General features: G+C 37.0%; 23 protein-coding genes. 4 read left to right on the top strand and 19 right to left on the bottom strand.

Features of this window, described 5'->3' with window-relative positions; translation table 11 throughout:
* Nucleotides 1–4: 4 nt before the first annotated feature.
* From J4771_RS00575 to J4771_RS00515, 13 genes are all read right to left on the bottom strand, one after another.
* The gene (locus J4771_RS00575) at nucleotides 5–1,495 is read right to left on the bottom strand and encodes an MFS transporter (RefSeq protein ID WP_224135550.1); all 1,491 of its coding nucleotides are present in this window, start codon (nucleotides 1,493–1,495) and stop codon (nucleotides 5–7) included.
* Between the two features lie 100 nt (nucleotides 1,496–1,595).
* Nucleotides 1,596–2,774, bottom strand: coding sequence for an acetyl-CoA C-acyltransferase (locus tag J4771_RS00570; RefSeq protein ID WP_224135549.1), 1,179 nt, complete (start codon nucleotides 2,772–2,774; stop codon nucleotides 1,596–1,598).
* A 311-nt stretch (nucleotides 2,775–3,085) separates the two neighbouring features.
* Nucleotides 3,086–4,177 carry a PorT family protein gene (locus J4771_RS00565; protein WP_224135548.1) on the bottom strand — a complete coding sequence of 364 codons (1,092 nt, stop codon included), beginning with the start codon at nucleotides 4,175–4,177 and terminating at the stop codon, nucleotides 3,086–3,088.
* A 50-nt stretch (nucleotides 4,178–4,227) separates the two neighbouring features.
* Nucleotides 4,228–4,929 carry a hypothetical protein gene (locus J4771_RS00560; RefSeq protein WP_224135547.1) on the bottom strand — a complete coding sequence of 234 codons (702 nt, stop codon included), beginning with the start codon at nucleotides 4,927–4,929 and terminating at the stop codon, nucleotides 4,228–4,230.
* Nucleotides 4,907–5,458 carry an RNA polymerase sigma factor gene (locus J4771_RS00555; protein WP_224135546.1) on the bottom strand — a complete coding sequence of 184 codons (552 nt, stop codon included), beginning with the start codon at nucleotides 5,456–5,458 and terminating at the stop codon, nucleotides 4,907–4,909. The genes J4771_RS00560 and J4771_RS00555 overlap by 23 nt, the downstream gene beginning before the upstream one ends.
* 113 nt (nucleotides 5,459–5,571) lie before the next feature.
* Entirely contained in the window at nucleotides 5,572–6,831 is a 1,260-nt protein-coding gene (locus tag J4771_RS00550) for a nucleoside permease (protein ID WP_224135545.1), read from the bottom strand.
* A gap of 16 nt (nucleotides 6,832–6,847) precedes the next feature.
* Entirely contained in the window at nucleotides 6,848–7,444 is a 597-nt protein-coding gene (locus tag J4771_RS00545; RefSeq protein ID WP_224135544.1) for a bifunctional nuclease family protein, read from the bottom strand.
* An 83-nt stretch (nucleotides 7,445–7,527) separates the two neighbouring features.
* The gene (locus tag J4771_RS00540) at nucleotides 7,528–8,628 is read right to left on the bottom strand and encodes a sensor histidine kinase (RefSeq protein WP_224137730.1); all 1,101 of its coding nucleotides are present in this window, start codon (nucleotides 8,626–8,628) and stop codon (nucleotides 7,528–7,530) included.
* Nucleotides 8,568–8,897 (bottom strand): hypothetical protein, encoded by a 330-nt coding sequence (locus tag J4771_RS00535; RefSeq protein ID WP_224135543.1) that lies wholly within the window; start codon nucleotides 8,895–8,897, stop codon nucleotides 8,568–8,570. The genes J4771_RS00540 and J4771_RS00535 overlap by 61 nt, the downstream gene beginning before the upstream one ends.
* 85 nt (nucleotides 8,898–8,982) lie before the next feature.
* The gene (locus tag J4771_RS00530) at nucleotides 8,983–9,573 is read right to left on the bottom strand and encodes a Crp/Fnr family transcriptional regulator (RefSeq protein WP_224135542.1); all 591 of its coding nucleotides are present in this window, start codon (nucleotides 9,571–9,573) and stop codon (nucleotides 8,983–8,985) included.
* A gap of 37 nt (nucleotides 9,574–9,610) precedes the next feature.
* The gene (gene ytxJ / locus J4771_RS00525; RefSeq protein WP_224135541.1) at nucleotides 9,611–9,988 is read right to left on the bottom strand and encodes a bacillithiol system redox-active protein YtxJ; all 378 of its coding nucleotides are present in this window, start codon (nucleotides 9,986–9,988) and stop codon (nucleotides 9,611–9,613) included.
* Nucleotides 9,985–10,449, bottom strand: a complete 465-nt coding sequence (locus J4771_RS00520; protein ID WP_224135540.1) for a DUF1569 domain-containing protein — start codon at nucleotides 10,447–10,449, stop codon at nucleotides 9,985–9,987. Before J4771_RS00520 ends, ytxJ begins: the two co-directional genes overlap by 4 nt.
* Nucleotides 10,443–10,979 (bottom strand): YfiT family bacillithiol transferase, encoded by a 537-nt coding sequence (locus J4771_RS00515; RefSeq protein ID WP_224135539.1) that lies wholly within the window; start codon nucleotides 10,977–10,979, stop codon nucleotides 10,443–10,445. Before J4771_RS00515 ends, J4771_RS00520 begins: the two co-directional genes overlap by 7 nt.
* A 123-nt stretch (nucleotides 10,980–11,102) precedes the next feature.
* Between J4771_RS00515 and pncA the strand changes: the two genes are divergently transcribed.
* Together pncA and J4771_RS00505 are read left to right on the top strand one after the other, a co-directional pair.
* Nucleotides 11,103–11,708, top strand: coding sequence for a bifunctional nicotinamidase/pyrazinamidase (gene pncA, locus J4771_RS00510; protein ID WP_224135538.1), 606 nt, complete (start codon nucleotides 11,103–11,105; stop codon nucleotides 11,706–11,708).
* 108 nt (nucleotides 11,709–11,816) lie between these two features.
* Complete coding sequence (locus tag J4771_RS00505; protein WP_224135537.1) at nucleotides 11,817–13,364, top strand: S41 family peptidase; 1,548 nt, start codon at nucleotides 11,817–11,819, stop codon at nucleotides 13,362–13,364.
* A gap of 25 nt (nucleotides 13,365–13,389) precedes the next feature.
* Here the strand turns inward: J4771_RS00505 and J4771_RS00500 are convergent, their stop codons facing one another.
* The 5 genes from J4771_RS00500 to J4771_RS00480 all read right to left on the bottom strand — a co-directional run bounded on the left by J4771_RS00500 (nucleotide 13,390) and on the right by J4771_RS00480 (nucleotide 19,941).
* Nucleotides 13,390–15,777 (bottom strand): TonB-dependent receptor plug domain-containing protein, encoded by a 2,388-nt coding sequence (locus J4771_RS00500; RefSeq protein WP_224135536.1) that lies wholly within the window; start codon nucleotides 15,775–15,777, stop codon nucleotides 13,390–13,392.
* Between the two features lie 86 nt (nucleotides 15,778–15,863).
* Entirely contained in the window at nucleotides 15,864–16,814 is a 951-nt protein-coding gene (locus J4771_RS00495; RefSeq protein WP_224135535.1) for a fasciclin domain-containing protein, read from the bottom strand.
* A gap of 148 nt (nucleotides 16,815–16,962) precedes the next feature.
* On the bottom strand, nucleotides 16,963–18,948 hold the full coding sequence (locus J4771_RS00490) for a urocanate hydratase (protein WP_224135534.1): 1,986 nt from the start codon (nucleotides 18,946–18,948) through the stop codon (nucleotides 16,963–16,965).
* Between the two features lie 399 nt (nucleotides 18,949–19,347).
* Nucleotides 19,348–19,647 carry a hypothetical protein gene (locus J4771_RS00485; protein WP_224135533.1) on the bottom strand — a complete coding sequence of 100 codons (300 nt, stop codon included), beginning with the start codon at nucleotides 19,645–19,647 and terminating at the stop codon, nucleotides 19,348–19,350.
* A gap of 60 nt (nucleotides 19,648–19,707) precedes the next feature.
* Nucleotides 19,708–19,941 (bottom strand): Rossmann-fold NAD(P)-binding domain-containing protein, encoded by a 234-nt coding sequence (locus tag J4771_RS00480; RefSeq protein ID WP_262900180.1) that lies wholly within the window; start codon nucleotides 19,939–19,941, stop codon nucleotides 19,708–19,710.
* A gap of 246 nt (nucleotides 19,942–20,187) precedes the next feature.
* Here J4771_RS00480 and J4771_RS00475 point away from each other — a divergent pair, with 246 nt between their 5' ends.
* Nucleotides 20,188–20,577 (top strand): acyl-CoA thioesterase, encoded by a 390-nt coding sequence (locus tag J4771_RS00475; protein ID WP_224135532.1) that lies wholly within the window; start codon nucleotides 20,188–20,190, stop codon nucleotides 20,575–20,577.
* Nucleotides 20,578–20,640: 63 nt separating this feature from the next.
* Here the strand turns inward: J4771_RS00475 and J4771_RS00470 are convergent, their stop codons facing one another.
* A complete protein-coding gene (locus J4771_RS00470; RefSeq protein ID WP_224135531.1) occupies nucleotides 20,641–20,868 on the bottom strand; it encodes a hypothetical protein in 228 nt (75 codons plus the stop codon).
* Between the two features lie 219 nt (nucleotides 20,869–21,087).
* Here J4771_RS00470 and J4771_RS00465 point away from each other — a divergent pair, with 219 nt between their 5' ends.
* Nucleotides 21,088–23,583 carry an FtsK/SpoIIIE family DNA translocase gene (locus tag J4771_RS00465; protein ID WP_224135530.1) on the top strand — a complete coding sequence of 832 codons (2,496 nt, stop codon included), beginning with the start codon at nucleotides 21,088–21,090 and terminating at the stop codon, nucleotides 23,581–23,583.
* Nucleotides 23,584–23,618: the final 35 nt, after the last annotated feature.

Genomic DNA, 23,618 nt, shown 5'->3' with positions numbered 1-23,618 from the left:
AGATCTAACTCACCTCTTTATCACTCAAAATCTTCGCCTTCACAAACCGAATTAAAATTAATCCAATCAAAAAGAAAATTGACATCGATAATGCGGAATATCTCATATTGTGATATTTCTCAATCATCGTCGCAAAAATGAAGGTTCCCAAAATAATCGCCAATTTTTCTAGCACGTCGTAGAAACTGAAATAGGTGGTATTGTCCATTCCGTCTTCAGGCAGAAGTTTGGAATAAGTGGAACGCGACATCGCTTGTAAACCGCCCATCACCAAACCGATGATTCCGGCAATTCCGTAGAATTGGTATTCTACATTCGGGTTATCTCTTTTCAAATAATACGCGGATAAACACGCCACGATCCACAACACAATCGCAATGGAAATCACGTTTTTATTCCCTATTTTTCTAGATAATCTTGAGAAAATCACCGCACCAATAATCGCCACAATCTGAATCACGAGAAGTGTCATAATCAATTTATCTTGCGCCATATTGATTTCGCTTTTTCCAAAAAGTGTCGCCATCAGGAAAATCGTCTGCATTCCCACGCTGTAGAAAAAGAAACTCGAAAGGAAAAATTTTAGGTTTCTGTCTCGGAATAATTTGTTTCCCACTTTGAATAATTCACGGAAACTCTGTTTCGTTATGTCAATGTAGAAAGCGATATTGTCTTTCAAAACTTCCCAGAAACCGCCATTTTCCTCATGCCTTTTAAAAATATTTTTGTAATTCAAAAGCACCAAATCTTTCGGCAACTGATCTTTCACATTTCCAAACTGAGGTAAATGTTTGAAAGTGTATTGCGAAAATCCAAACCACCAAGCTCCTGTAATTAAGAAGGAAATTCGGGTGTAAATCTTCGCCTGTTGAGCATCTTTGGCCAAAATCTGAATCAAAACCAAACAGATAATCACCAAAATCACCGAACCGATATATCCGTAAACATAACCTTTTGCGGAAAGTGCATCCTGTTTATCGGGCGTCGCAATATCGGGCAAAAACGAGTTGTAGAAAACCAAACTTCCCCAAAAACCGACACTCGCCGTAATGCTGAAAAGCAGTCCGAGGAAAACGTTGTTCATTCCCGTAAACATCGCCAAACCCATACAGGAAGTCGCTCCCAGATAACAGAAAAATTGAAGGAAAGATTTTTTATTACCAATCGTATCTGCCAAAGAAGACAAAATCGGCGACAAAAACACGACAATCAAAAAAGAAATCGTCAATGAGTAGCCGTAAACTGCATCCGGTTGATATTCTCTGCCAAAAATTTTAATCAGATGGCGAACAGGAACATCGATCCACTGTCCGGTTTCCTGAACATATTCCTTTTTTTCCGATGCAGTGGTAAGAATTGCGTAATAGATCGGGAAAATGGTTGAAGTAATCACCAATGAATATACGGAGTTTGCCCAATCGTAAAGCGCCCAAGCTTTCATGATTTTGGGGTTGTTCTTTATATTCTGCGTTTTCGGAATGTCGTTTTCAGGCATTTTTATAATAATTATTAAACAAAAATAAAAAAACCATTAAGAATCTGCTGAAAAAATTCATTAATAATTCTTAATGGTTGTATTTTAGAAGTTACAAACGTTACATGTTCTCGATTACGATTGCAGAAGCTCCACCTCCACCGTTACAGATTGCGGCAGCTCCGTACTTTCCGTTGTTTTGTTTTAGAACGTTGATTAAAGTCACGATGATTCTGGAACCTGAACTTCCAAGTGGATGTCCCAAAGAAACCGCTCCGCCATTCTTGTTTACTTTATTTGAATCTAATCCCAAAATCTTATTATTCGCCAAACCAACCACTGAAAATGCTTCGTTAAATTCAAAGAAATCGATGTCTGAAAGTTCCAGGTTTGCTTTTTTCAATGCGATTGGAAGTGCTTTTGCGGGAGCTGTTGTGAACCATTCCGGAGCTTGAGCGGCGTCTGCGTAGGAAACGATTTTCGCTAAAGGTTTCAAACCCAGTTCTTCCATTTTTTCTTTCGACATTAAAACCAAAGCAGAAGCACCGTCGTTCAAAGTTGATGCATTTGCTGCGGTAACCGTTCCCTTTTCTTTTTGGAAAACTGTCGGCAAAGTTCCGATTCTGTCAAAGTTGACGGATTTATATTCTTCGTCTTCGCTAAAAATTACAGGATCTCCTTTTCTTTGTGGAATTTCCACTGAAACTACCTCATCAGCAAATTTTCCTTCGCTCCAAGCTTTTGCGGAACGTTTGTAAGATTCAACGGCGAAATCGTCCTGGTCTTCTCTGGAAATATAGTGTTCTGCCGCACATTTTTCCGCACAAACTCCCATGTGGACTTTGTTGTAAACATCGGTCAATCCGTCGAGAACCATTCCGTCCTGCATTTTTACGTCACCGAGTTTTGTGGCGTTTCTTGCGTTAAAATAATGTGGAACCGAAGACATATTTTCCATTCCGCCTGCAACGATCACGTCTGCATCACCTGCTTTAATTGCTTGTGCAGCCATCATCACGGCTTTCATTCCTGATGCACAAACTTTGTTGATGGTTGTGGAGGGCGTTTCGTTGGACAAACCTGCTCCCAACGCAGCTTGACGAGCGGGAGCTTGACCTTCTCCTGCCTGCAAAACATTTCCCATATACACTTCCTGAACCAATTTCGGGTCGAGACTGATTTTGTCTAATGCACCTTTAATTGCGGTTGAACCTAATTTCGTTGCGGGTACCGAAGCCAAACTTCCCATGAAACTTCCCATTGGTGTTCTTGCTGCAGATACGATGAATACTTCTTTCATTATGATTTTATTTAATTTGAAATTCGATATTTGACATTTTTTCACCATTAAGATTGTGAAGTGATTAAGAAAATTATCACCCCAATTCTTTGAGGATTAGTTAAATCTGAATTGAAGTTAAATTATTTTCAACCCAACAATCCTTAATATTTTCTGAAATACTTTCCTTAAAACCTCGATTTTATTAATGGTTTAAACCTAAATATTTTCAATCATTTCCACGTTGAAATCACTTCACTTTTCTCACGCCAAATTACAAAAAAAAGCGCACTTACTGAAAGTACGCTCCTTGAAATTTAATTCTATGATAATCAGAAATCTAGGTTCATTAAATCTATGCCGATTTGGATTCCGTTTTTGTTGGGAAATAAAGCGTGGTCATTGAAAATCGGGGTCAAGTCTTTTTTGATGAACAAATTGATTCCGCCGTAACTCACACTCAACTTCGCTCCGAATAGAAAGGTATTTACTCCGTGATCAAGCGTGTAATCGTACTTGCTGAATTTATTGTCTTGATCGTAATATTTCACTTTCACGATATTTCTTAGATTCACTCCCGCATAAACTCCAGCTCCAATTCTGAATTGTCTTGATTTTCCGTCCAAATATTTTTGATCTTCATAATCTGTATATTTCGGATTCAGAACCCACTGAAAATCAACCGGTAAAGTCAAATAAACATTTCGCAATTTTGAACGTTTCAAACTTCCTTGAGTAAAATCCTCGAAATAAATCTGCTCGTTATTTTGCGCCACAACCAAAGGTCTTTTCGGCATATACGTATCGCTTCTGTACGCCAAACCGTAGTGAATAAAGAACGGACTTTCAAAACTCCCAAGCTGTCTCTCCTTTCTCGCCTGAATTTCGAAACTGTGCGAATTTCCAATCCTCATTTTCGAATCGTTTTCAAATGGATTCAAACTTCCCGCATCTTTGGTAAGGTTCATGAAACCGTAACTTACCGCGAGATAATCGCTCTTCAAATAATCTTTTGGCGTTTTCTCCTTTTTTGTTGAAACCTGCACCATTCCGCCTTGTTTATTAGAAATAACGACGGTTGTTTTAACGGTATCAGAATTCTTTTTGAAAACAGAATTCACCGCAGTTTCCTTTGTTATTTTTTGTAATTCCGCATTTTCGGCGTCCACTTTATCGTTGATGATTTTTTCGTATTTTTCTGCAATTGTCATTTTTCTTGCTTTCAATTCTTCGGAGGAAAGATTTCCAGATTGGAAGTTTTTTTCCACCAAATTCATTTCGTCGTTCATCTTCAATTTTTCAGAAGTTACGATGCTGTCGATTCTTGCAGTATATTTTTTAATGTCGTCGTCCATTTTTCCTTGTTGCGAAAAGACTGAAATTTGGCACAAGAATACACTTAGAAAAAGTAGTTTATTTTTCATTTTAATAATTTTTAGAGTTAAAATTGATATGGATTTTTGCTAGCAGAATTTTATTGCTCGTCAGAATAAACAGTGATTCCGAGAATTTTCACTTCTTTGGGTTTTCTCAAATTCACGCCCATTTTTCCTTCGTTATTTTCCTGTTGTTCTTTGTAGGATTTATCGACTTCTCGTCCGAAAAGGAGCTCGTTTGCAGTGATATATTTTGTTTTTTGTTTCACAATTGGTTGTTGCGCCAAAACTGGTTTATTCTCAATATTTGGAACGATGACTTTCGGTGAATCTTCTTTTTCCGGCTTAATCACATTTTCAACAATTGACTTTTGATTATTCTGAGTTAAAGTCTTTTCATCATTAACTTTAACAGCAGTTTTATCTGAAGAATTAACTGTTGAATTCGAAGTTTTATTGATCGCTATTTCCTGTGAATTATTAATTTGTAATGGTTGAATATTCTCAATTTCTTCGATAGGAATTGATTTTTCATTTTGCTTTAAGTTCGGTTCCTCTGTATTCACAAATTCTAGATTTACCGATTTTTGGTTTAAAAAATAATTCACCACCAATCCTAAGGAAACTACCATTAAAAAGATCGCCGCATACTTCCAATAATTGATTTTCTTGGCGACAACCACTTTCTTTTCTTCCGAATTTTCCAATTGCGATTCAATTCTTTCCCAAAGATTCTCAGTAGGAATTTCCGATTGGTTTTCGTATTGGTTTTTTAATTTATTTTTTAACGAATTTTTCATTTTCTTGAGTTCTAAAAAATTCAACGAGCCATTTTTTGGCCTTATTCAACTGACTTTTGCTGGTTCCTTCACTGATGTTCAGGATTTCAGCTATTTCTTGGTGCTTTTTGTCTTCAAATACATAAAGATTAAACACGAGTTTGTAACCTAAAGGCATTTGCGACAATACTTTCTCTAAATCGAAATCTGGGAAATTCTCCATTTCTTCATCTGAAATTTCATCCCCAATATGTTCAATTTCTCCCTCTACGTAAAGTAGATTTTTGCTTTTTCTAATGAAATTGATGGAGTCATTCACCACAATTTTTCTTAGCCAAAACGGAAAGCTTTTCGAATCACGACAATCTTCAATTTTTGTAAATGCCTTAAAAAAAGCCGTCACCAAAATATCTTCCGCATCATCGAAATTATTGACATACGATTTTGCAACGGCGAGCATTTTTCCAGAAAACATTTCGTAGATGGTTTTCTGAGCGAGTCGGTCTTGCTTTATTGCCCGATTAAAAATATGTTGAAAATCGTTTTGCATGGTTGCTTTCTATTAATAAGACGCAGGATTTTTGAAATGGTTGCCTGAAAGATTAAAAAAAATACACTTTTTTTGAAAGTGTATTTAAAGTACTGATTTTTAGATGATTAAATTTAATGCTTAACCTCGCCAATTTCCTCCGGATTGTGTTTGTGCTTGAACATGATCGCAAATAAAATCGCAATCACTAAAGCATAACCCGCGAAAACGAGCCATATTTCATGCCACATTTTGTCGCCATTTGGATGCGTGAAATACTTTTGAATCAACCAACCACTGACCAAACTTCCCATCACCGCTCCGAAACCGTTGGTCATCATCATGAACAAACCTTGAGCGGAAGAACGAATTTTATAATCGGTAGTGGTTTCCACGAAAAGAGAACCGGAAATATTGAAAAAATCGAAAGCCATTCCGTAAACGATACAGGAAAGAATAATCAATCCCAAACCAAATCCAACAGGAACTCCATAAGCGAAAAGTCCGAAACGTAAAACCCACGCAAACATGGAGATCAACATCACGTTTTTAATTCCATATTTCTTTAAAAAGAATGGAATCGCAAGGATGAAAAGCGTCTCCGAAATCTGCGAAATCGACATGATTAAAGTGGAACGTTTCACCACAAAACTTTCAGCATATTCAGGAATTTTACCGAAGTCGGAAAGGAAAGTATCCCCGTACATATTCGTTAATTGTAACGCCGCTCCCAAAAACATCGAGAAGAAAAAGAACAGCGCCATTTTATAGTCTTTAAATAAAGAAAAGGCGTTTAACCCTAATTTTTCCGATAAAGTTGCATTTTTCGGAATTAGGTTTTGCGGTGGACATTTTGGTAAAGTAAATGAGTAGATTCCCAATATAATGGCAAAAACTGCCGCGATGTAAAATTGATTTCCAGAATCTTTATTTCCTGTAAGATTGGTAATCCACATCGCCGCAATAAACCCGATGGTTCCCCAAACTCTAATCGGTGGGAAAACCTTTACCACATCGTATCCATTATTTTTAAGAACATAATAAGCGATTGAATTCGAAAGGGAAATTGTCGGCATGTAGAACAACATCGCGATCAGCATCACCCAAAAGAAATAATCGGGACTTGTAATTTGTGGAAGAAAAAACAGAGTAATTCCATAGAGAATATGTAAGATACCGTACAGTCTTTCAGCATTCATCCATCGGTCGGCGATAATTCCGGTCAAAGCGGGCATGATAATGGACGCGATTCCCAAAGTCGCAAAAACTTTTCCGAACTCTTCTCCACCCCACTGTTTTGTTCCAAACCAATACACGCCAATGGTGATGAGCCAAGCTCCCCAAACGAAAAACTGCAGGAACGACAAGATGGTTAATCTTAATTTTAAATTCATAGTTTAATGATAAAATTTATTCTATTTTCTTATTTCTTCTCTTGATTTCCTTTTGAAGTTCAAGTGCTGCGTCGAAATCTTCTTCCCTTACCGCATCTTCCAGAAGCTTATTGATTTCGGAAATCGAAAGGGTGGACAAATCGCCTTCATTTGCAACGGGTTCGTCCATTTCAACTTCCTTGGAAACGTCCTCCAATTCCAATAAAATTCCGGCTTCATTTAAAACTTGGTGGGTAGTATAAATAGGCGCATCAAAACGAACCGCCATTGCGACAGCGTCGGAAGTTCTCGCATCCATTATGAGTTCTTCCTTGTTTTCCTTGTTTTTAAAATTAATGTTTGAAAAGAAAACGCCATCTACAATCTGATAAATGATAACTGAAGTGAGCTCGTAATTTGCGGTGATCACAAATTTTGAGAATAAATCGTGCGTCAAAGGTCGCGGCGGATGAATATCCTTTTCCAGTCCCAACGAAATCGATTGTGCCTCGAAATTACCGATTACAATGGGAAGTTTCACGTTGGTTTCCTCATGCTCCAAAAGCAGGGCATAAGCACCGGATTGCGTTTGGCTGTAGGAAATTCCGCGTATGATCAATCTTTTATAATCCATAACCACAAATATACTTTAATTTTTAAATTAGGGATTTGAAATTTTATTTTTTTTAAGAAATCCTGATAAAATTAACCCCTTTTTCAATGGTCGGGAACTTGATCGGTATTAATATCGATAACGAACTTACTTCCCTGCCCAACATTTTCTTTCACAAACTTGGCGTTTAAGAATCGGATCCTTGAATCGATATTGCTTAAACCAATTCCAGGATTGATTTCTTTTGCCGAAAAACCTTTACCGTTGTCTTTCACGACAATTCTCAGCGCTGGTTTATGATAAGTAATTTCCACCTTTCCTTCCGTAGCTCCGGCATGTTTCACCATATTGTTGACCAACTCCTGTATTATTCTGTAGATATGAACTTGCACCGTTTTGCTCAACTCCAATTTTTCACCGGAGTAATCACAATCAAACTTCATTTGGTAGTTGTTGCCGATTTTTTGACAGAAATTTTCGAGCGCACCCCTTAAACCGTAATTGATGATTGATGAGGGCGAGAGATTATGCGAAATTTCTCTAATCTGCTCGTATGAATTGTTGATTATTTTTGAAACTTCCTGTACAACGGCGGCATTTTTAGGGGATGCTTCATCAATATTAAAGGTTGAGAGTTGAAATTTTATCGCCGTTAAATCTCCTGCAATTCCATCGTGTAATTCCTCCGCCATTCTCTTTCTTTCTTTTTCTTCACCTTGCAGCAAACCGCTAAATCTGCTGATCTGCTGCCGATGTTTATGTTTGATGACTTCTGCCCGAATTTTGTTCCTTTCATCGTTGATCAACTTCATTTTGAAAGCCAAACCCAGACTAAAAAATATAGTTTCTACAATAATTCCTATATAGAAAAATATGATAGGATTGTTCATATTTAATGATGAGACAAAGCTTCCGGTAAAGGCAATTAAGGCACAGAAGACAAAGGAACTTGCCCCGATCAAGAAATAATCCTTATGTTTCCCCGAAAATTTTATAGCGCGGTAAACACTCGGAAGAAACAGCGAAAGCATCACGGGAACATACAGAAAAATGTAGAAATCAATGAAAAGGTCTTCATCCTTAATAAAAAAGCAGACAATCCCCAAGACTACAAAGAAACTTCCAAGCAAACGCAAAATCCAAATTATTCTCCCAAAAAATTTTTTATCGTGTTTGTCCAGATCAAGAAAATAAAGGGCAAAAATGGTATAAAAATAAAGAAAGCCACCTGCACCAAAAAACTGGTAATATGCATCAAAACCGCGGCGTTTTTACCTCCCAAAACCACTGCCAACAATTCCTGCGAACCATCGTAGATCGGATCGTACCTGCTTAAAACATAAATAACCAAAAAAATATTATAGAGCGCATAATACTTAAAGCTCTTTTCTTTCAGGTAAAGGAAAAACACGCCACTTATTATAATGAACAGCAGTTGAAAAGAAATCGACATGCTCCATATAAACTCCGACATTGCAAAAAAATATTAAGCGATATGTAAATCTAAAGTAAATGTACCATTTTTTATAATGTGCGAAAGTATTTTTTTCTTAAAAAAACTACGTCGGCTGAAAATTCTTCCGCGCCAATTCCTTTCTCACCCTGCTCAAACTTTCGGGTGTAATTCCAAGATAAGAGGCGACCATCCATTGCGGAACACGCAGCAAAATATCAGGATACATTTTGATGAAATTCATGTAACGTTCCTCCGCAGTTTCAGCTAAAAGAGAATTGACTCTGTTTTGTAAATTCCGGATGTGTTTTTGTAAAAGTAAGTCGTTGTTTTCAGCAGTATTGGGGAATTTTTCGATCACTTTGGTAAAGAAATCATCATTCAGAAGCAGAACTTCGGAATCTTCCACAGCTTCAATAAAATATTTTGATTTCTCCCCAAAATAAAGCGAACTTCTATCAGAAATCAACCATTTTTCGGGAGCGAACTGTATGATGTGTTCTTTTCCGTTTTTGTCGATAGAATACATTCGCAGCAAACCTTTTTCCACAAAAAAAGTTTGGTGACAAACTTCACCTTCGCGAAGAAGAAACTCATTCTTGGAGACTTTCTTGGAAGTGTAGAAATTACTGCACGTTGACGCCGCATCCAAAGGAATTTCTAAAATTTCTGAAAGATAATTGGTGATGTTTTCCATAAACAAATGCAAGATTCAAAATTCAAGGTTCAAAATTTCAGGAAACCAAATTAAGTGAAATCGCTTGATGTGAAGCATCTTTCACCGATTTTCCATTTTCCAAAACAATCAGTTGCGGACTTTGATGTTCAACCCCAAAATCTTCTGCAATTTTGTTGGAAAGGTTTCTGTGCGCCAACAAATCGAGGAAATAATATTCAACATTTTTATCTGTATTTTGAACCTCACTTTCAAAATTTCGCAAAACGGTTTTACTGATGTGACATCTTGTGGAATGCTTGAAAATCGCCACTTTTTTCTCGAAAGATTTTTCGATTGCTTTATTTAATTCTTCTTCAGATTCAATATAATTCCAAAATGTTGTTTCTGATTTTTCATCTTCAGAACCTCCGAATATTTTATTAAAAAAACTCATAATCCAAATTGTTTTAGGTGATGATTGAGGTGTTTGTACTCCATAAAACCCCATTCTTTTTTTGTCATTTTCCCAAAAAGTTCGTGTCTCTCGGGAAGTTTGTTTTCGCTTGAAATTCTGATGAATTCATTTAAAGTTTTCAGCAGATTTTCACGACAATCCTCAAAGTTACAATTTTCTTCAACAACCAATTTTTTAAAAGTCGGCATGTTGGGCGGAATTCCGTTGTTGAAAATCATCATTTCAATTCTGGTAAGATTTCCGATATAATAAATGAAGAAATTTGTTTTGGGCAAAATCAATTTTCCGATAGCGACTTTCAAAACTTTATCGCAGTGACAAAGCATTTGAGCCGAATTCATTTTTCCCCACTTTGCTTTTGCATCCTCCTTTAATTCTAAAATTCTTCGTTGTATTTCCGCTAAAGTTTCCGGCTGAAAAAGTGATTTATACTTTACCAACCTTTCTCTTTTTTCAGGTTTTCAATATGGGCGAAATGATGGTCGCAATGCCACGCGTAAAAAGCCAAACTTTCTCGCAAAGTGATATCTCGATTTTGTTCGGGATGGAAAAAAGTATGCTCAAACTCTTTGTTGGTCAAAGATTTCAGTTCATAAACCCAACGTTTGTGCAAACCTTTCAAGAGTTGTAAAGCAGGTTTGATGTCGATGGTAAAACTGTCCTGCAATTCCGCCCAAGCTGCTTCGTCGTAAGTTTTGATGGTAGGATTATCTTCCGTTAAAGCCAATTTGAAACGGATAAAACTGTTCATGTGACTGTCTGCAAGATGATTCACCAATTGCCGAACTCTCCAACCGCCTTCTCTGTATTGCGTGTCGAGTTGTTCATCGGACCAATTTTCCAAAAGGTTTTTGAGTTTTCCGGGGAAATCTTTTAGAGTTTTGATATGTTTGTCAAGATCAACATCTGAAATGTGTTCAGGATCGCTGAATTTTCCGATGGGATATTTTGCCTGTTCTAAATTGTCCATTTTAAATTAATGTTTTGTCTTTTTGGCTGAATAAAATCTTTTGGCTGAAAATTTGAGTTTTAGTTTCCGTAAATTTATCAAAAAAATAACTTAATCTGAAGTCATTCAGCAAAATTTAAAGATATGAAAAAAGCCCTGATTGTTGTAGATGTACAAAACGATTTTTGTGAAGGAGGCGCACTTGCCGTTCCCGGAGCGAATGAAATTATTCCCTACATCAACCTTTTAATGAAGGAAAATGAATACGACCAAATTGTTTTAACGCAAGATTGGCATCCTGCAAATCATAAAAGTTTCGCTTCCAACAACGGGAAAAAAGTTGGTGAATCTATTGTCCTCAACGGTTTGCCGCAGTTTATGTGGCCCGATCACTGTGTTCAGGGAACTTTTGGTGCGGAATTCCATAAGGATTTAAACAGAGATAAAGTTACCCACATCGTACAAAAAGGAAAAAATCCTGATGTGGACAGTTACAGCGGTTTTCAGGATAATAATCATTTTGTAAAAACCGGTTTGGATGATTTCCTGAAATATCACGACATCAAATTGGTTGAAATTGTGGGACTTGCTTTGGATTATTGCGTGAAATACACGTGTCTTGATGCGGCAAACCTTGGATATGTAACGTGTCTGCATTTCAACGGAACGCGTGCTGTAAACGTAAAACCTGACAACGGAAAAGATGCAATCTTTGAAATGCTGCAAAATACCGTGACGGTTTTAGGATAGATGATGAATGATGAATGATGAATGATCAATTAAAACTCAATGAAACTTCCCATTAATTGGTGGAAGTTTTTTTGTTTTAAAATCTTTATTTTTATCAAAATTTTCAGGTTGAAAAAAATATTTTTTCTTGTTTTTATTTCCATTTTAAGTTCATGTGTTTCAGTAAAAAAGCACAACGAAAAACGTGAAACTCCCGTATCTGCTGAAAAGTTGAAGCAGGACGTTGATTACGCCTACAACAAACTTCAGAAACTTCATCCCAATCTGTATTGGTACATTTCAAAGGATTCTCTTGATTTTAAATTTGACAGTTTAAAGACCACCATCAGCAAACCTTTAAAACCCAATGAATTTTACCAAAAATTCGCACCTATTATAGCAAAAATTCGTGAAGGACATTTAAGGCTTTATCCTTTTGAAAAGCGGTTGACAAAGAAAGAAATCAGAGATTTGAAAAATCAAAAAGGTTTGTTGAGCCGCTATAATTTTGTGTTGGACGGTGACCGAGTTTTCGTGAAAGATAATACGGACAAAATTCCCAATATGGCAGTGGGAACAGAAATTTTAAAGATTAAAGATATTCCCATCAAAGACCTACTCGAAAAATACAGACCATTTGTAAACAGCGACGGCTACAACAAAACGTTTTTAAAATATTCGCTTGAAAGAAGATGGCCCTCCTTTTTCACCGCCGAATTTGGAATTCTTGACAGCGTAAAAGTGGAAACCAAATTTAATAATGAAGTAAAAACATTCTATTTAAATCGAGAAAAAGTCAGCAAAGAAGAAAAGAAAAAGGAAGAAACCGCCAACAAAAAACTCACAAAAAGCGAGACCGGAAAAGTAAAAGATTACAATATTCTTACAAAAAGCTACAACCGTGATTTGCAATTTCCCACGAAAGACAGCACGATTGCGTATATGAAAATCAAGACTTTTTCGGGAACATATAGCAGAAAATTCTACAAACAAAGTTTTGCCACACTGAAAAAATCACCTGCAAAATATCTGCTTATCGACATTCGCGATAATTTGGGTGGATCGCTTTATGAAATCAACAATCTGTATTCGTATTTGGTTTCCGACGAGTTTAAATTCATCAATGATATTGAGGTAACTTCGCGTTCAGCAATGTTTCAAGCGGATTATTTGGCTAACTTTCCGATTTTGGTTAAACCTTTAGCGATTATGGTATATCCATTTTATCTCGTCGGCACGGCACTTTCCACGAAAAAAGTTAATGAGAAAATATATTTGAGGAATAATGGAATTTTCGCTTTGAAAAAACCCAAGAAGAATAATTTTAAAGGAAAAGTTTACGTTCTAATTAACGGAAGCAGTTTTTCAGCAGCATCCATTCTTCCATCTAAATTAAAAGACGAGAAAAGGGCGTTTTTAGTGGGCGAAGAAACAGGCGGAGCAAATGACGGAACCGTTGCAGGGCGCTACTCCACTGAAAAACTAAAAAATTCAAAACTCTATCTTCCGATTGGATTAATGCTCATTCAGCCCAATATTAAGTTTACCCACACCAAAAAAGGAGTTGTTCCCGACCAAGAAATCATCCCAACTTTGGAAGAAATTTTGCAGAAAAAAGATGTGCAGTTGGATTGGGTGATGGCAGAAATTAACAAAGAGAATCCTTCAAGGTTTTAAAAACCTTGAAGGATTTTTCTAGAATCTAAAACTCAAATATAAATCCGAAGTATGGCAACGGCGTATTTTTATCAGCACTTCCTGTTTCCAACAAATAATATTGCTGATTTTGCGGTGCATTTGGATTGGCGATAATTCCGTTATCCGAAGCATCTCTTTGGAGATTGACCACCGGTAAATTGCTTGCGCTTTTCGAGCCGTAAACATTTACTACATCAACATAAGTCGTGAATTGCCATTTTTTGAAAATCCATTTTTTCTCGGCTCTTATGTCCAATTGATGGGCGACATTTCCTCGCAAAGAATTCAGTTGTGTAAAATCTTGAACCGGACCGTTGGAAACATTCCAAATATTTACCAAAGCGCTTCTTTGCAAATCATACGGTGTTTCCGGAAGTCCGGATTGCAGTCGAAATCTTGCGCCCAAATTCCAATTTCTTTTGAAATATTTTCCAGTGGTCATCGTTAAAATGTGTCTGGAATCCCAACTTGACGGCAATAAATTTCCGGCTGAATCGGAGAATTTTGAAAACCCGAAAGTGTAGGCAACAATTCCGTAGAAATTGTTCAAAGTTCGTTTTTGAGCCAAAAATTCCACACCATACGTTTCGCCAAAACCTCGGGAATCTACAGGTTCATTACCAACAACGCCAAAATCTCCACCGATATTTGCCAATGAAATTTGATTACGCAACGAGAACGGATAATTTTTGTACTTTTTGTAATATCCTTCCAAAGTGAAACGCAGATTGTCTTTTCCATTAAATTCTAAACCACCGACAAAATGCGTGTTTTGAATGTATTTTAATGAATTTTTATTCACTAAATTATTGCTCAACTGAAAACCTAAACTCGTATAAGCCGGAAGTTGATAATAAATTCCGGTATTGAAATTCGCTGCCCAATTTTCTGCAAATTTGTAATTCAATGAAAATCTTGGAGAAAACTGTTCAAAAGGATTGTTAGTCAAGTCAGAATAATTGCTGCCATCAATTCTGGCTCCAACAGAAAGTTGCATTTTATCATCCAAAAATTTCTTGGAAGTTTGAAGATATAAACCGTACTGAACAAGGTTCAATTCCGAAGAAATTTGGTCAAAATCTATGGTGTTTCGATTGACTTGTTTGATGGTAGAATTGTTAGAATATTTCGCGAAATTCACGTTGGTTCCTGCGCTGAACTGATAATCATTTAGTTTGAAATTTCGGTCGATTCTCACTTTATTTTCTGCTTCACGAGATTGGTAATCGTAAAGCAAATTTTGTGGCGTTTCAATATTTCTGTAATATTTTATGGCTTGATTGTCGAGCATATTTCTGCTCCAGGTAAAAAGCCAATTCCCGTTTTCCACCAAATGTCGGTAACCTGCCCCAACCGTGTAATTCCATTGCGGCGAGTTCGGAAGTCGGTCAATCAACGTTAAATTAGAGAGCGTTTTTTTCGCATTGTCGTTAAATTCAAATTTATCAATCGCACCCAAACCAATAAAATACAGTTCGTCACCACTTTTATATTTTTTTGAAATTTTGAAAGTAGTATCGTAATAACTCGGCAAAAATGGCAAACCAATTCCTTTAAAAAGCAACTGCAAATTGGATTTTCTTGCGGAGAAAAGTCCGCTCCAGCTTTGATCTTTGGAAAGTGGACCATCCACCATCAACTGCATATCGTCCAAACCTAAAACCGCTTTGTAACCAAGTTTGTCTTTCCTCGCCTGTTTTAAATTGAATTCAAAAAGTGAAGATAGAACACCGTTTCTTTTCGCCGGAAATGCGCCGCTGTAAAAATCGACATCTTTGATAAAATCCACCGTAATAATTCCGCGAGGACCACCGGAGGCGCCCTGAGTTTGAAAGTGATTGATAACGGGAACTTCAATTCCGTCAATATAAAATTTATTTTCTGCCGAACTTCCACCTCTGATAAAAAGGTCATTTCTAAAAGTTGCGGTACTTCCAACGCCCGGAAAACTTAGAATCGCTTTGGAAACATCTCGGTTGGAACCTGCGTTTTTCTGGACTTCTTCTGAAGTTATGTTTCGTAATGAAACCGGACTTTCCGCCGTGGTTTTGTATGCTTTCCGTGTAATGGTAACCTCCTGAATGTCGGTTGCAAATTTCGTTAATCCCACCGAAAAAGTAAGATTCTGGTTAGGAACTACGTTGATTTCATTCAGATAGCTGGGGCTGTAACCCTCCGAAACAATTTCAAATGTATAAGTACCCGAACTGATGTCTGAAATTAAAATATTTCCTGTTCCGGAAAACTGCTCCTCATTTCCGCCCAAAATTTTTACGGTTGCAGTGAGCGGTTTTTTACTGAAATCATCAAAAACATTAATATTGATACTCCCAACCTGGCTGTAAAGCGATAAAGAACTGATGAAAAAAAGAAGGATAAGTTTAAATTTCATGGTTTTAAAAATTTTTGCAATTTACAAATAAACGTCCCTTTTAAAGGGACGCTTATCAAACATTAACATTTAAAATATACAAACTACTATGGTAAAAGAACTTTGTCTATGGCATGAATAACACCGTTGCTGCACTGCACATCTGTAGCGATTACATTCGAGACTCTGTTATTGGCATCGGTAATTTTTACACCGCCCGTGGTGGTAATGTTGAAAGTACCACCCTGGAATGTAGTAACATTCATATTATTGGTAATATCAGTTGATAATACATTTGCACCGGCAACAACGTGATATTTTAGGACATTTTCTAAAGTTGATGTAGGCACTGCACCAAGATTAGGAAGGTTTAACTCTGTCAGCAGCGAAGTAAACGCTGCATTTGTAGGAGCAAAAACAGTAAATGGTGAGTTGGTGGTCCCACTTAATATAGCCACAAAATTAGGCATGTCACTTCTGGTAAGTGCGGTGACAAGAGAAGAAAAATTAGGGTTTGCTAATGCGTGAGTAACAACTGTTGGCAGACCAATTACTTTATCAACTTTGTGAATTACTCCATTGCTAGCATTAATGTCAGTTTTGGTAACGGTAGAAATTCCGTTGATTTTAACACCAGATGTTGTGTCAATGTACATACTTAAATTCTTTGCAGAAGAGGCATTACCTTTCGCTAAAGTAGAAACATAGCCTGTGGTTACCTGCGCTACCATTACTTTTGATGCGAGTACATGGTTTAAAAGAATTTCTTTTAGTGCTGCGGTAGGAACATCATTCAGGCTTGCAAAACCGTTATCGGTAAGAAATTGTGTAAAAGCTGCATTTGATGGTGCAAATACGGTAAAATTACCCGACGCACTTAAAGTAGAGGCTAATCCAGCTTTATCAATTGCGGCTTTCAGATTAGAAAGATCCGAGTCTGCTGAGGCAAGTTCATAAATACTTTTTGGTGTTTGCATATCGTCTCTGGTTTCTTCACAGGAAGTTAACAGTAGACCGAAGAAAAACAAAAGTGCTGAGAGCTTAAATAAATTTTTCATAATAATATATTTTTTGTTGTAGTAATAATTAGACAATTATAATACCAATTAATTAAAATTAGTATAGAAATATACTATTAAGTTTATTGATAAAATTTCAACAAAAAAACACCTCAAAATTGAGGTGCAAAGATTACTTAAGAAATTACTAAAGAAGTTTATCGTCAACTAGATTCGGCAACGTCACTTTCAAATTCGGCTCCACTTCCATCGCTCTTTTTATGGCGAAAATGGCACCTTCGTTTCTTGCCCAACTTCTGCGGGAAATTCCGTTGTTGACATCCCAGAACAGCATCGATTTTAATCTTCTGTCGGCATCGTCACTTCCGTCGAGGAGCATTCCGAAACCACCATTGATTACTTCTCCCCAACCAACGCCGCCACCATTGTGAATGGATACCCAGGTTGCGCCACGGAAACTGTCGCCAATCACATTGTGAATCGCCATATCAGCTGTAAATCTAGAGCCGTCATAAATATTGGAAGTTTCTCTATACGGCGAATCTGTTCCTGAAACATCGTGATGGTCGCGACCTAAAACAACCGGACCAATTTCACCGTTTTTAATGGCTTTATTAAAGGCTTCTGCGATTTTCATTCTACCTTCCGCATCGGCATATAAAATTCTTGCCTGTGAACCCACAACCAGATTGTTTTCCTGTGCACCTTTAATCCACTGAATATTGTCTTTCATTTGCTGCTGAATTTCCTCGGGAGAATTTTTAATTATTTCCTCTAAAACATTGCAGGCAATTTCGTCCGTTTTTTGTAAATCTTCCGATTTTCCGCTCGCACAGACCCAACGGAAAGGCCCGAAACCATAATCGAAACACATCGGTCCCATAATATCCTGAACATAAGAAGGATATCTAAACTCTCTTCCCAAAGTTGGATTTTCTGCCATTACATCGGCTCCGGCTCTTGATGCTTCCAGTAAGAAAGCATTTCCGTAATCGAAGAAATAGGTACCTTTTGCTGTGTGTTTATTGATGGCGGAAGCGTGTCTTCTCAGCGTTTCCTGAACTTTTTCTTTGAATAATTCAGGGTTTTCTGCCATCATTTTATTGGATTCCTCAAAGGTTTGTCCGACCGGATAATAACCGCCTGCCCAAGGATTGTGAAGCGAAGTTTGGTCTGAACCGATATCGATTCTTAAATTTTCTGCATCAAATTTTTCCCATATATCAACGACGTTGCCAAGGTAAGCTAAAGAAACCGCCTCCTCATTTTCCTGAGCTTTTCTCACTCTTTCTACCAAGTCATCCAGATTTTCGTGGATTTCGTTCACCCATTTCTGGTCGTGACGAATTTTAGTAATCTTTGGATTCACTTCTGCAATCACGGTAACGCAACCTGCAATATTTCCTGCTTTTGGCTGCGCTCCGGACATTCCTCCCAAACCGGAAGTCACGAATAATCCGCCTTTTGGCTCCTTATTTATTTTTCTGAAAGCATTCAAAACGGTAATCGTCGTTCCGTGAACAATTCCCTGCGGACCAATGTACATATAAGATCCAGCCGTCATTTGTCCGTACTGCGTCACGCCCAAAGCATTGAATTTTTCCCAATCATCCGGTTTAGAATAATTCGGAATCATCATTCCATTAGTCACAACCACTCTCGGTGCATCTTTGTGCGAAGGAAACAATCCCATCGGATGCCCGGAATACATTACCAAAGTTTGTTCGTCCGTCATTTCCGACAAATATTGCATTGTCAAAAGATATTGCGCCCAGTTGCTGAAAACGGCTCCGTTTCCACCGTAAGTTATCAATTCGTGGGGATGTTGTGCCACTGCATAATCCAAATTATTTTGAATCATCAGCATAATCGCCTTGGCTTGTTCAGATTTTCCCGGATATTCTGCAATGTCTCTCGCTTTCATCTCGTAATCCGGACGGAAACGGTACATGTAAATTCTTCCGAACTTCTCCAGTTCTTCCTTAAATTCCGGTAATAATTCCGCATGAAACTTTGGTTCGAAATAACGTAAAGCGTTTTTCAGAGCGAGTTTCTTCTCTTCATCCGTTAAGATTTCCTTACGTTTCGGCGCGTGATTGATGGCTGGGTTGTATGGTTTTGGCTGAGGTAATTCGTTGGGAATTCCCTGTTGAATTTGTTGTTGGAAAGTCATGCTTAAATTGAGATTTCTTATTTGAGATTTGAAATTTTGTGGTTTTAAAGATATTCAAATTAGAAAATCTATGCAAATATTAAAAGATATGGAATTTAACATTTATTGAGAATATTAGATTGCGTAAAATTATTGCTATCAGTTAAAATTTTAAAAACCCAATCTCCGAATCTTAATTCTCTTTAGCTTAATTTTCGAATTTTGTTCAGAACTATTCAATTTTAAAAGTGAACTTAAAGTCGAGAAACTAAGAAATGCCTTCTATGCTTGTTGGGTTATGTCGAAAATTATGGTTAATTGTATTTTATTTCCAGATGTTGCGTATCTATTAGCCAAAGGGAAAAATCCACTGCACATTTTTTCATCAAAAAAAACCTTACTTAAAAAGTAAGGCTGTTATTATTCAATCAGGTCTTCATTTGCTTCCTCGTGGTCATCTTCATTATCACTCAAACTGTAATATTCATTTTCTTCGTCGGGAATTTGGCTTGTAATCTGTTCAAAGTTGTCGTCATCTTCCGAACCAGGGATATCCAATCCATAAGGCATTTCGTCAACTACATTATTCGGGTTGGTAATAGGATTCCCATCCCCGTCCATCGGGATAGCTTCTTCTTTGTTAAAAATATCTTCTTTTGGATTATAATCCAATTCTTCTAAATTCTTTTCTAATTCTTTGTCTTTATCTTCTGTACTCATAATAGTGGATTTTAAAATTAATTTGTTAAGTCAAAAATGATTCCAATTCCAACTTATTTTTTAAACTTTCGTATTTGCACAAGTATGCAATTTTTCGAAATTCAAAAACGCAACGATATTTTTTGCATCTAATTTGGCCATTCCATTTCTTGCTTCGCTTTTTGAGGAGCCAATGTGTGGAATCACACCAATATTCGGAAGTAGTTGCAAAGAATTTGTAGCATCCATCGGCTCTTGACCATTAACGACTAAACCTTCGCCCCAGATTTTTCCTGATTTCAGAGCTTCATGCAAATCTTTCTCGTTATGAATACTGCATTTTTCTTCATTTTAAAATCTGCGTCAATTGGCATTAAGAAATCATTAAATTTTTCACAAAAACAGCTATATTTACCGGCAAAAAGGGTGAATCGTGTGCAACTCACGAACTGTCGCGCAACCGTAATTTAGAAATAAGAAGTCGGATCCCCAAAAACTTTCGCGATTTGAAGTAGAAAAAATTTCTATTCATTTCAAATATGAATTTTTAACCCCAGAGAAATGAATTACGAATCAAAAATTAAAGATTCCGAAACCCATGTTTTCAAAGTAGTTTTTCCGAACATTACCAATCATCACAACACCATGTTTGGTGGAACGGTGATGGAAATGATGGACGAAGTTGCGTTTATGACCGCCGCAAGATTTGCAAGAAAGTCCTTTGTGACGGTAAGTTGCGACCGAAGTGATTTTAAAAAACCAATTCCTGCAGATACGCTGGTTGAACTTATCGGTAAGGTAAAATATGTCGGCAACTCAAGTTTGAAAGTGAATGTAGAAGTTTTCGTTGAGGAAATGTATAAAGAAAAGAGAGAGAAAGCGGTTTCAGGCGATTTCACGCTGGTTGCTTTGGATGAAAATAAAAAACCGGTCAAGATTTTTAACAATTAAATACTGAATCAATTTGAAATAAAAATTCCACCTCAAAAGTGGATTTTTTTTGTTTCTGAAAATCTAAAAATCATTATCAAGATTTTGATTTTTATTGTTTTCCCAAGCGTCGTCATACGCTTTTTTCTGATTCTCCCAAGCTTTTGGCGGAACTGCATTTTCGGCATTTTCCGGCAGTCTGTCTCTGTTTTCAGGTGCTGATTTAGATTGGTTGTCTTCAGCAGATTCTAAAATTTCGGGAGCAACTTTTTTAGAATTTTCTTCGTTGTTATTTTCATTGTTTGGATTCATTGCGATCGATTTAAATATTGTCAATCGAGTTCAAATATTATTCCATAAAAAATAATCATATTGAGATTTTTCATTATTTTCAAACTCATCAATTATTTTTCATCAATATCAAAAACTTAAAGAAATATGGAGATAATTTCAACATTTTAATGCTAAATAAAACTCCTAACATGGTCACAATTTCTTAAAATTATTATTAAATTTGCCCTCATCGATATTATGGAAAAGAACACGAAAAAAGCTCCGGAACAGCCGGCTGTACAAAATAAAACCCTCTCTAAACCACGCATTTTTTTTGGAATTCTGTTTGTCTTGATTTCTGTAGTCATGACTTTTTCTTTCATTTCTTACTTAATGAACTGGAAAGCAGACCAAAGTCAAGCCGGAACAATGCTCGACAAAACCGTAAAATCTTCCAATATTTTTGGGAAAATCGGTGATTGGCTTGGAAATTTTTTCATCTTCGAAAGTTTAGGAATTGCGGCATTTATTGTAGCGTTTTTGTTCTTCGTTTTTGGAATGATGATCCTGAAAAAGAATTATTTCAAACCTTGGAAAACAATTGGTCATTCCCTGTTCTTTATTTGTTGGCTTCCGATTTTGATGGGTGCTATTACCAAAGGAGAAGGCGTTTTAAGTGGTGTTTACGGTTTTCAAATTATGGATTTTCTGAATTCTGTGATTGGAACGGTTGGACTTTGGATGGTTCTTTTGGTGAGTATCGCGCTGTATTTTATTCTTGAATTTAACTTAAATCCGAATAACGTAAAATCAAAATTGAATGAGCTCAACGAAAACACTTTAGGTCGCGTAAAATCAATGATGCCGAGTTCTTCTGAAAATTTTGAAGCCGATGAAGAGCTTGAAGAATTGGCAAACGACGGCAACGAAATTCCTAAAACCCAACCTTTAAATGTTGCTGCACAGACTTTAAACACGATTCCAAAAGATTTGCCGAAAGTCGAAATCTCCAACGATTTTGAAACCATAAAAACTCCGAATCAAACTTCTTTTGAAGATGATTTGCCGAATATTAAGGTTTCCGAATCTACAGGAAGTTCTGTTAGTTTAAGTCCAACTTCTTCTGCTGTTGTTGAAATTCCAACTCAAAAAGACGACATCAATTTCAAAGTGGAAGTCGCAAAAACAGTTGATATTTTGGATGATGCCGACCAAAAATCTCAAGAATTGGTTCAAAAACACGGACTTTATGATCATAAACTTGATTTGGCGAATTTTCAAATGCCGACAATCGATTTATTGAGAGATTACGGAAACGAAGAAATCTCCATCAACAAAGACGAACTCGAAGAAAATAAAAATAAAATCGTTGGATTACTGAAAAACTTCAACGTAGGAATTGCAGAAATCAAAGCGACGATTGGACCGACTGTAACTTTATACGAAATTGTTCCCGAAGCGGGAATTCGTGTTGCTTCGATTAAAAAATTGCAGGATGATATTGCCTTAAATCTTTCCGCTTTAGGAATCAGAATTATTGCACCGATGCCCGGAAAAGGTACGATTGGAATTGAAGTTCCAAGAAAAAATCCCTCCATGGTTTCGATGAGAAGTGTGATTGCTTCCCAAAAATTCCAAAATACGGATATGGATTTGCCGGTGGTTTTCGGGAAGACCATTTCCAATGAAATCTTTATGGCAGATTTGTCCAAAATGCCTCATTTATTGATGGCGGGTGCAACCGGACAAGGAAAATCGGTGGGTATTAATGCGATTTTAACTTCCCTACTCTACAAGAAACATCCGAGCGAATTGAAGTTTGTGATGGTGGATCCGAAAAAAGTGGAACTTTCTCTTTACTCAAAAATTGAAAGACACTATCTCGCCAAACTTCCCGATGGAGACGACGCAATCATCACCGACACTCACAAAGTAATCAACACGTTGAATTCACTTTGTGTCGAAATGGATACGCGTTACGATTTGTTGAAAAACGCTTTCTGTAAAAACTTAAAAGAATACAACAAGAAATTTTCCGAAAGAAAACTTAATCCTGAAAATGGTCATCGCTATTTACCCTACATCGTTTTGGTCGTGGACGAATTTGCGGATTTAATTATGACCGCAGGAAAAGAAGTAGAACTTCCTATTGCAAGATTGGCTCAATTAGCAAGAGCAGTTGGAATTCACTTAATCGTTGCGACTCAACGTCCTTCTGTGAATGTAATTACAGGTATGATTAAGGCGAATTTCCCGGCAAGAGCAGCGTTCCGTGTGATTTCGAGTGTAGATTCAAGAACGATTTTAGATTCTCCGGGAGCTGATCAGCTGATTGGAAAAGGTGATATGCTATACTTTAACGGAAATGAAATTTTAAGACTGCAATGCGCATTTGTGGATACTCCCGAAGTTGAAAAAATTGCAGAATTCATCGGTGAACAGAAAGGTTATGCAAGTGCATTCATGCTACCTGAATATTCAAGCGAGGAAACTACATCTTCTGCGGGAACTTTTGATCCAAACGAAAAAGACGCTCTATTTGAAGATGCAGCTAGAATTATTGTTTCCACTCAGCAAGGCTCCACTTCAATGCTTCAAAGACAGTTAAAATTAGGTTACAACAGAGCCGGAAGAATCATGGACCAGTTGGAAGGTAGTGGAATTGTAGGCGGCTTCAATGGGGCAAAAGCAAGGGAAGTGCTAATCAGTGATTTAAATTCTTTGGAACAGTTTTTGGAAGAATTGCGCAAATAAATTTAAACTTTAAACAACGGTTTAACTTTATGGCA

The sequence above is a fragment of the Candidatus Kaistella beijingensis genome, from assembly GCF_020084865.1.
Classification (GTDB): domain Bacteria; phylum Bacteroidota; class Bacteroidia; order Flavobacteriales; family Weeksellaceae; genus Kaistella; species Kaistella beijingensis.
This window is presented reverse-complemented; position numbering and strand designations above follow the sequence as displayed.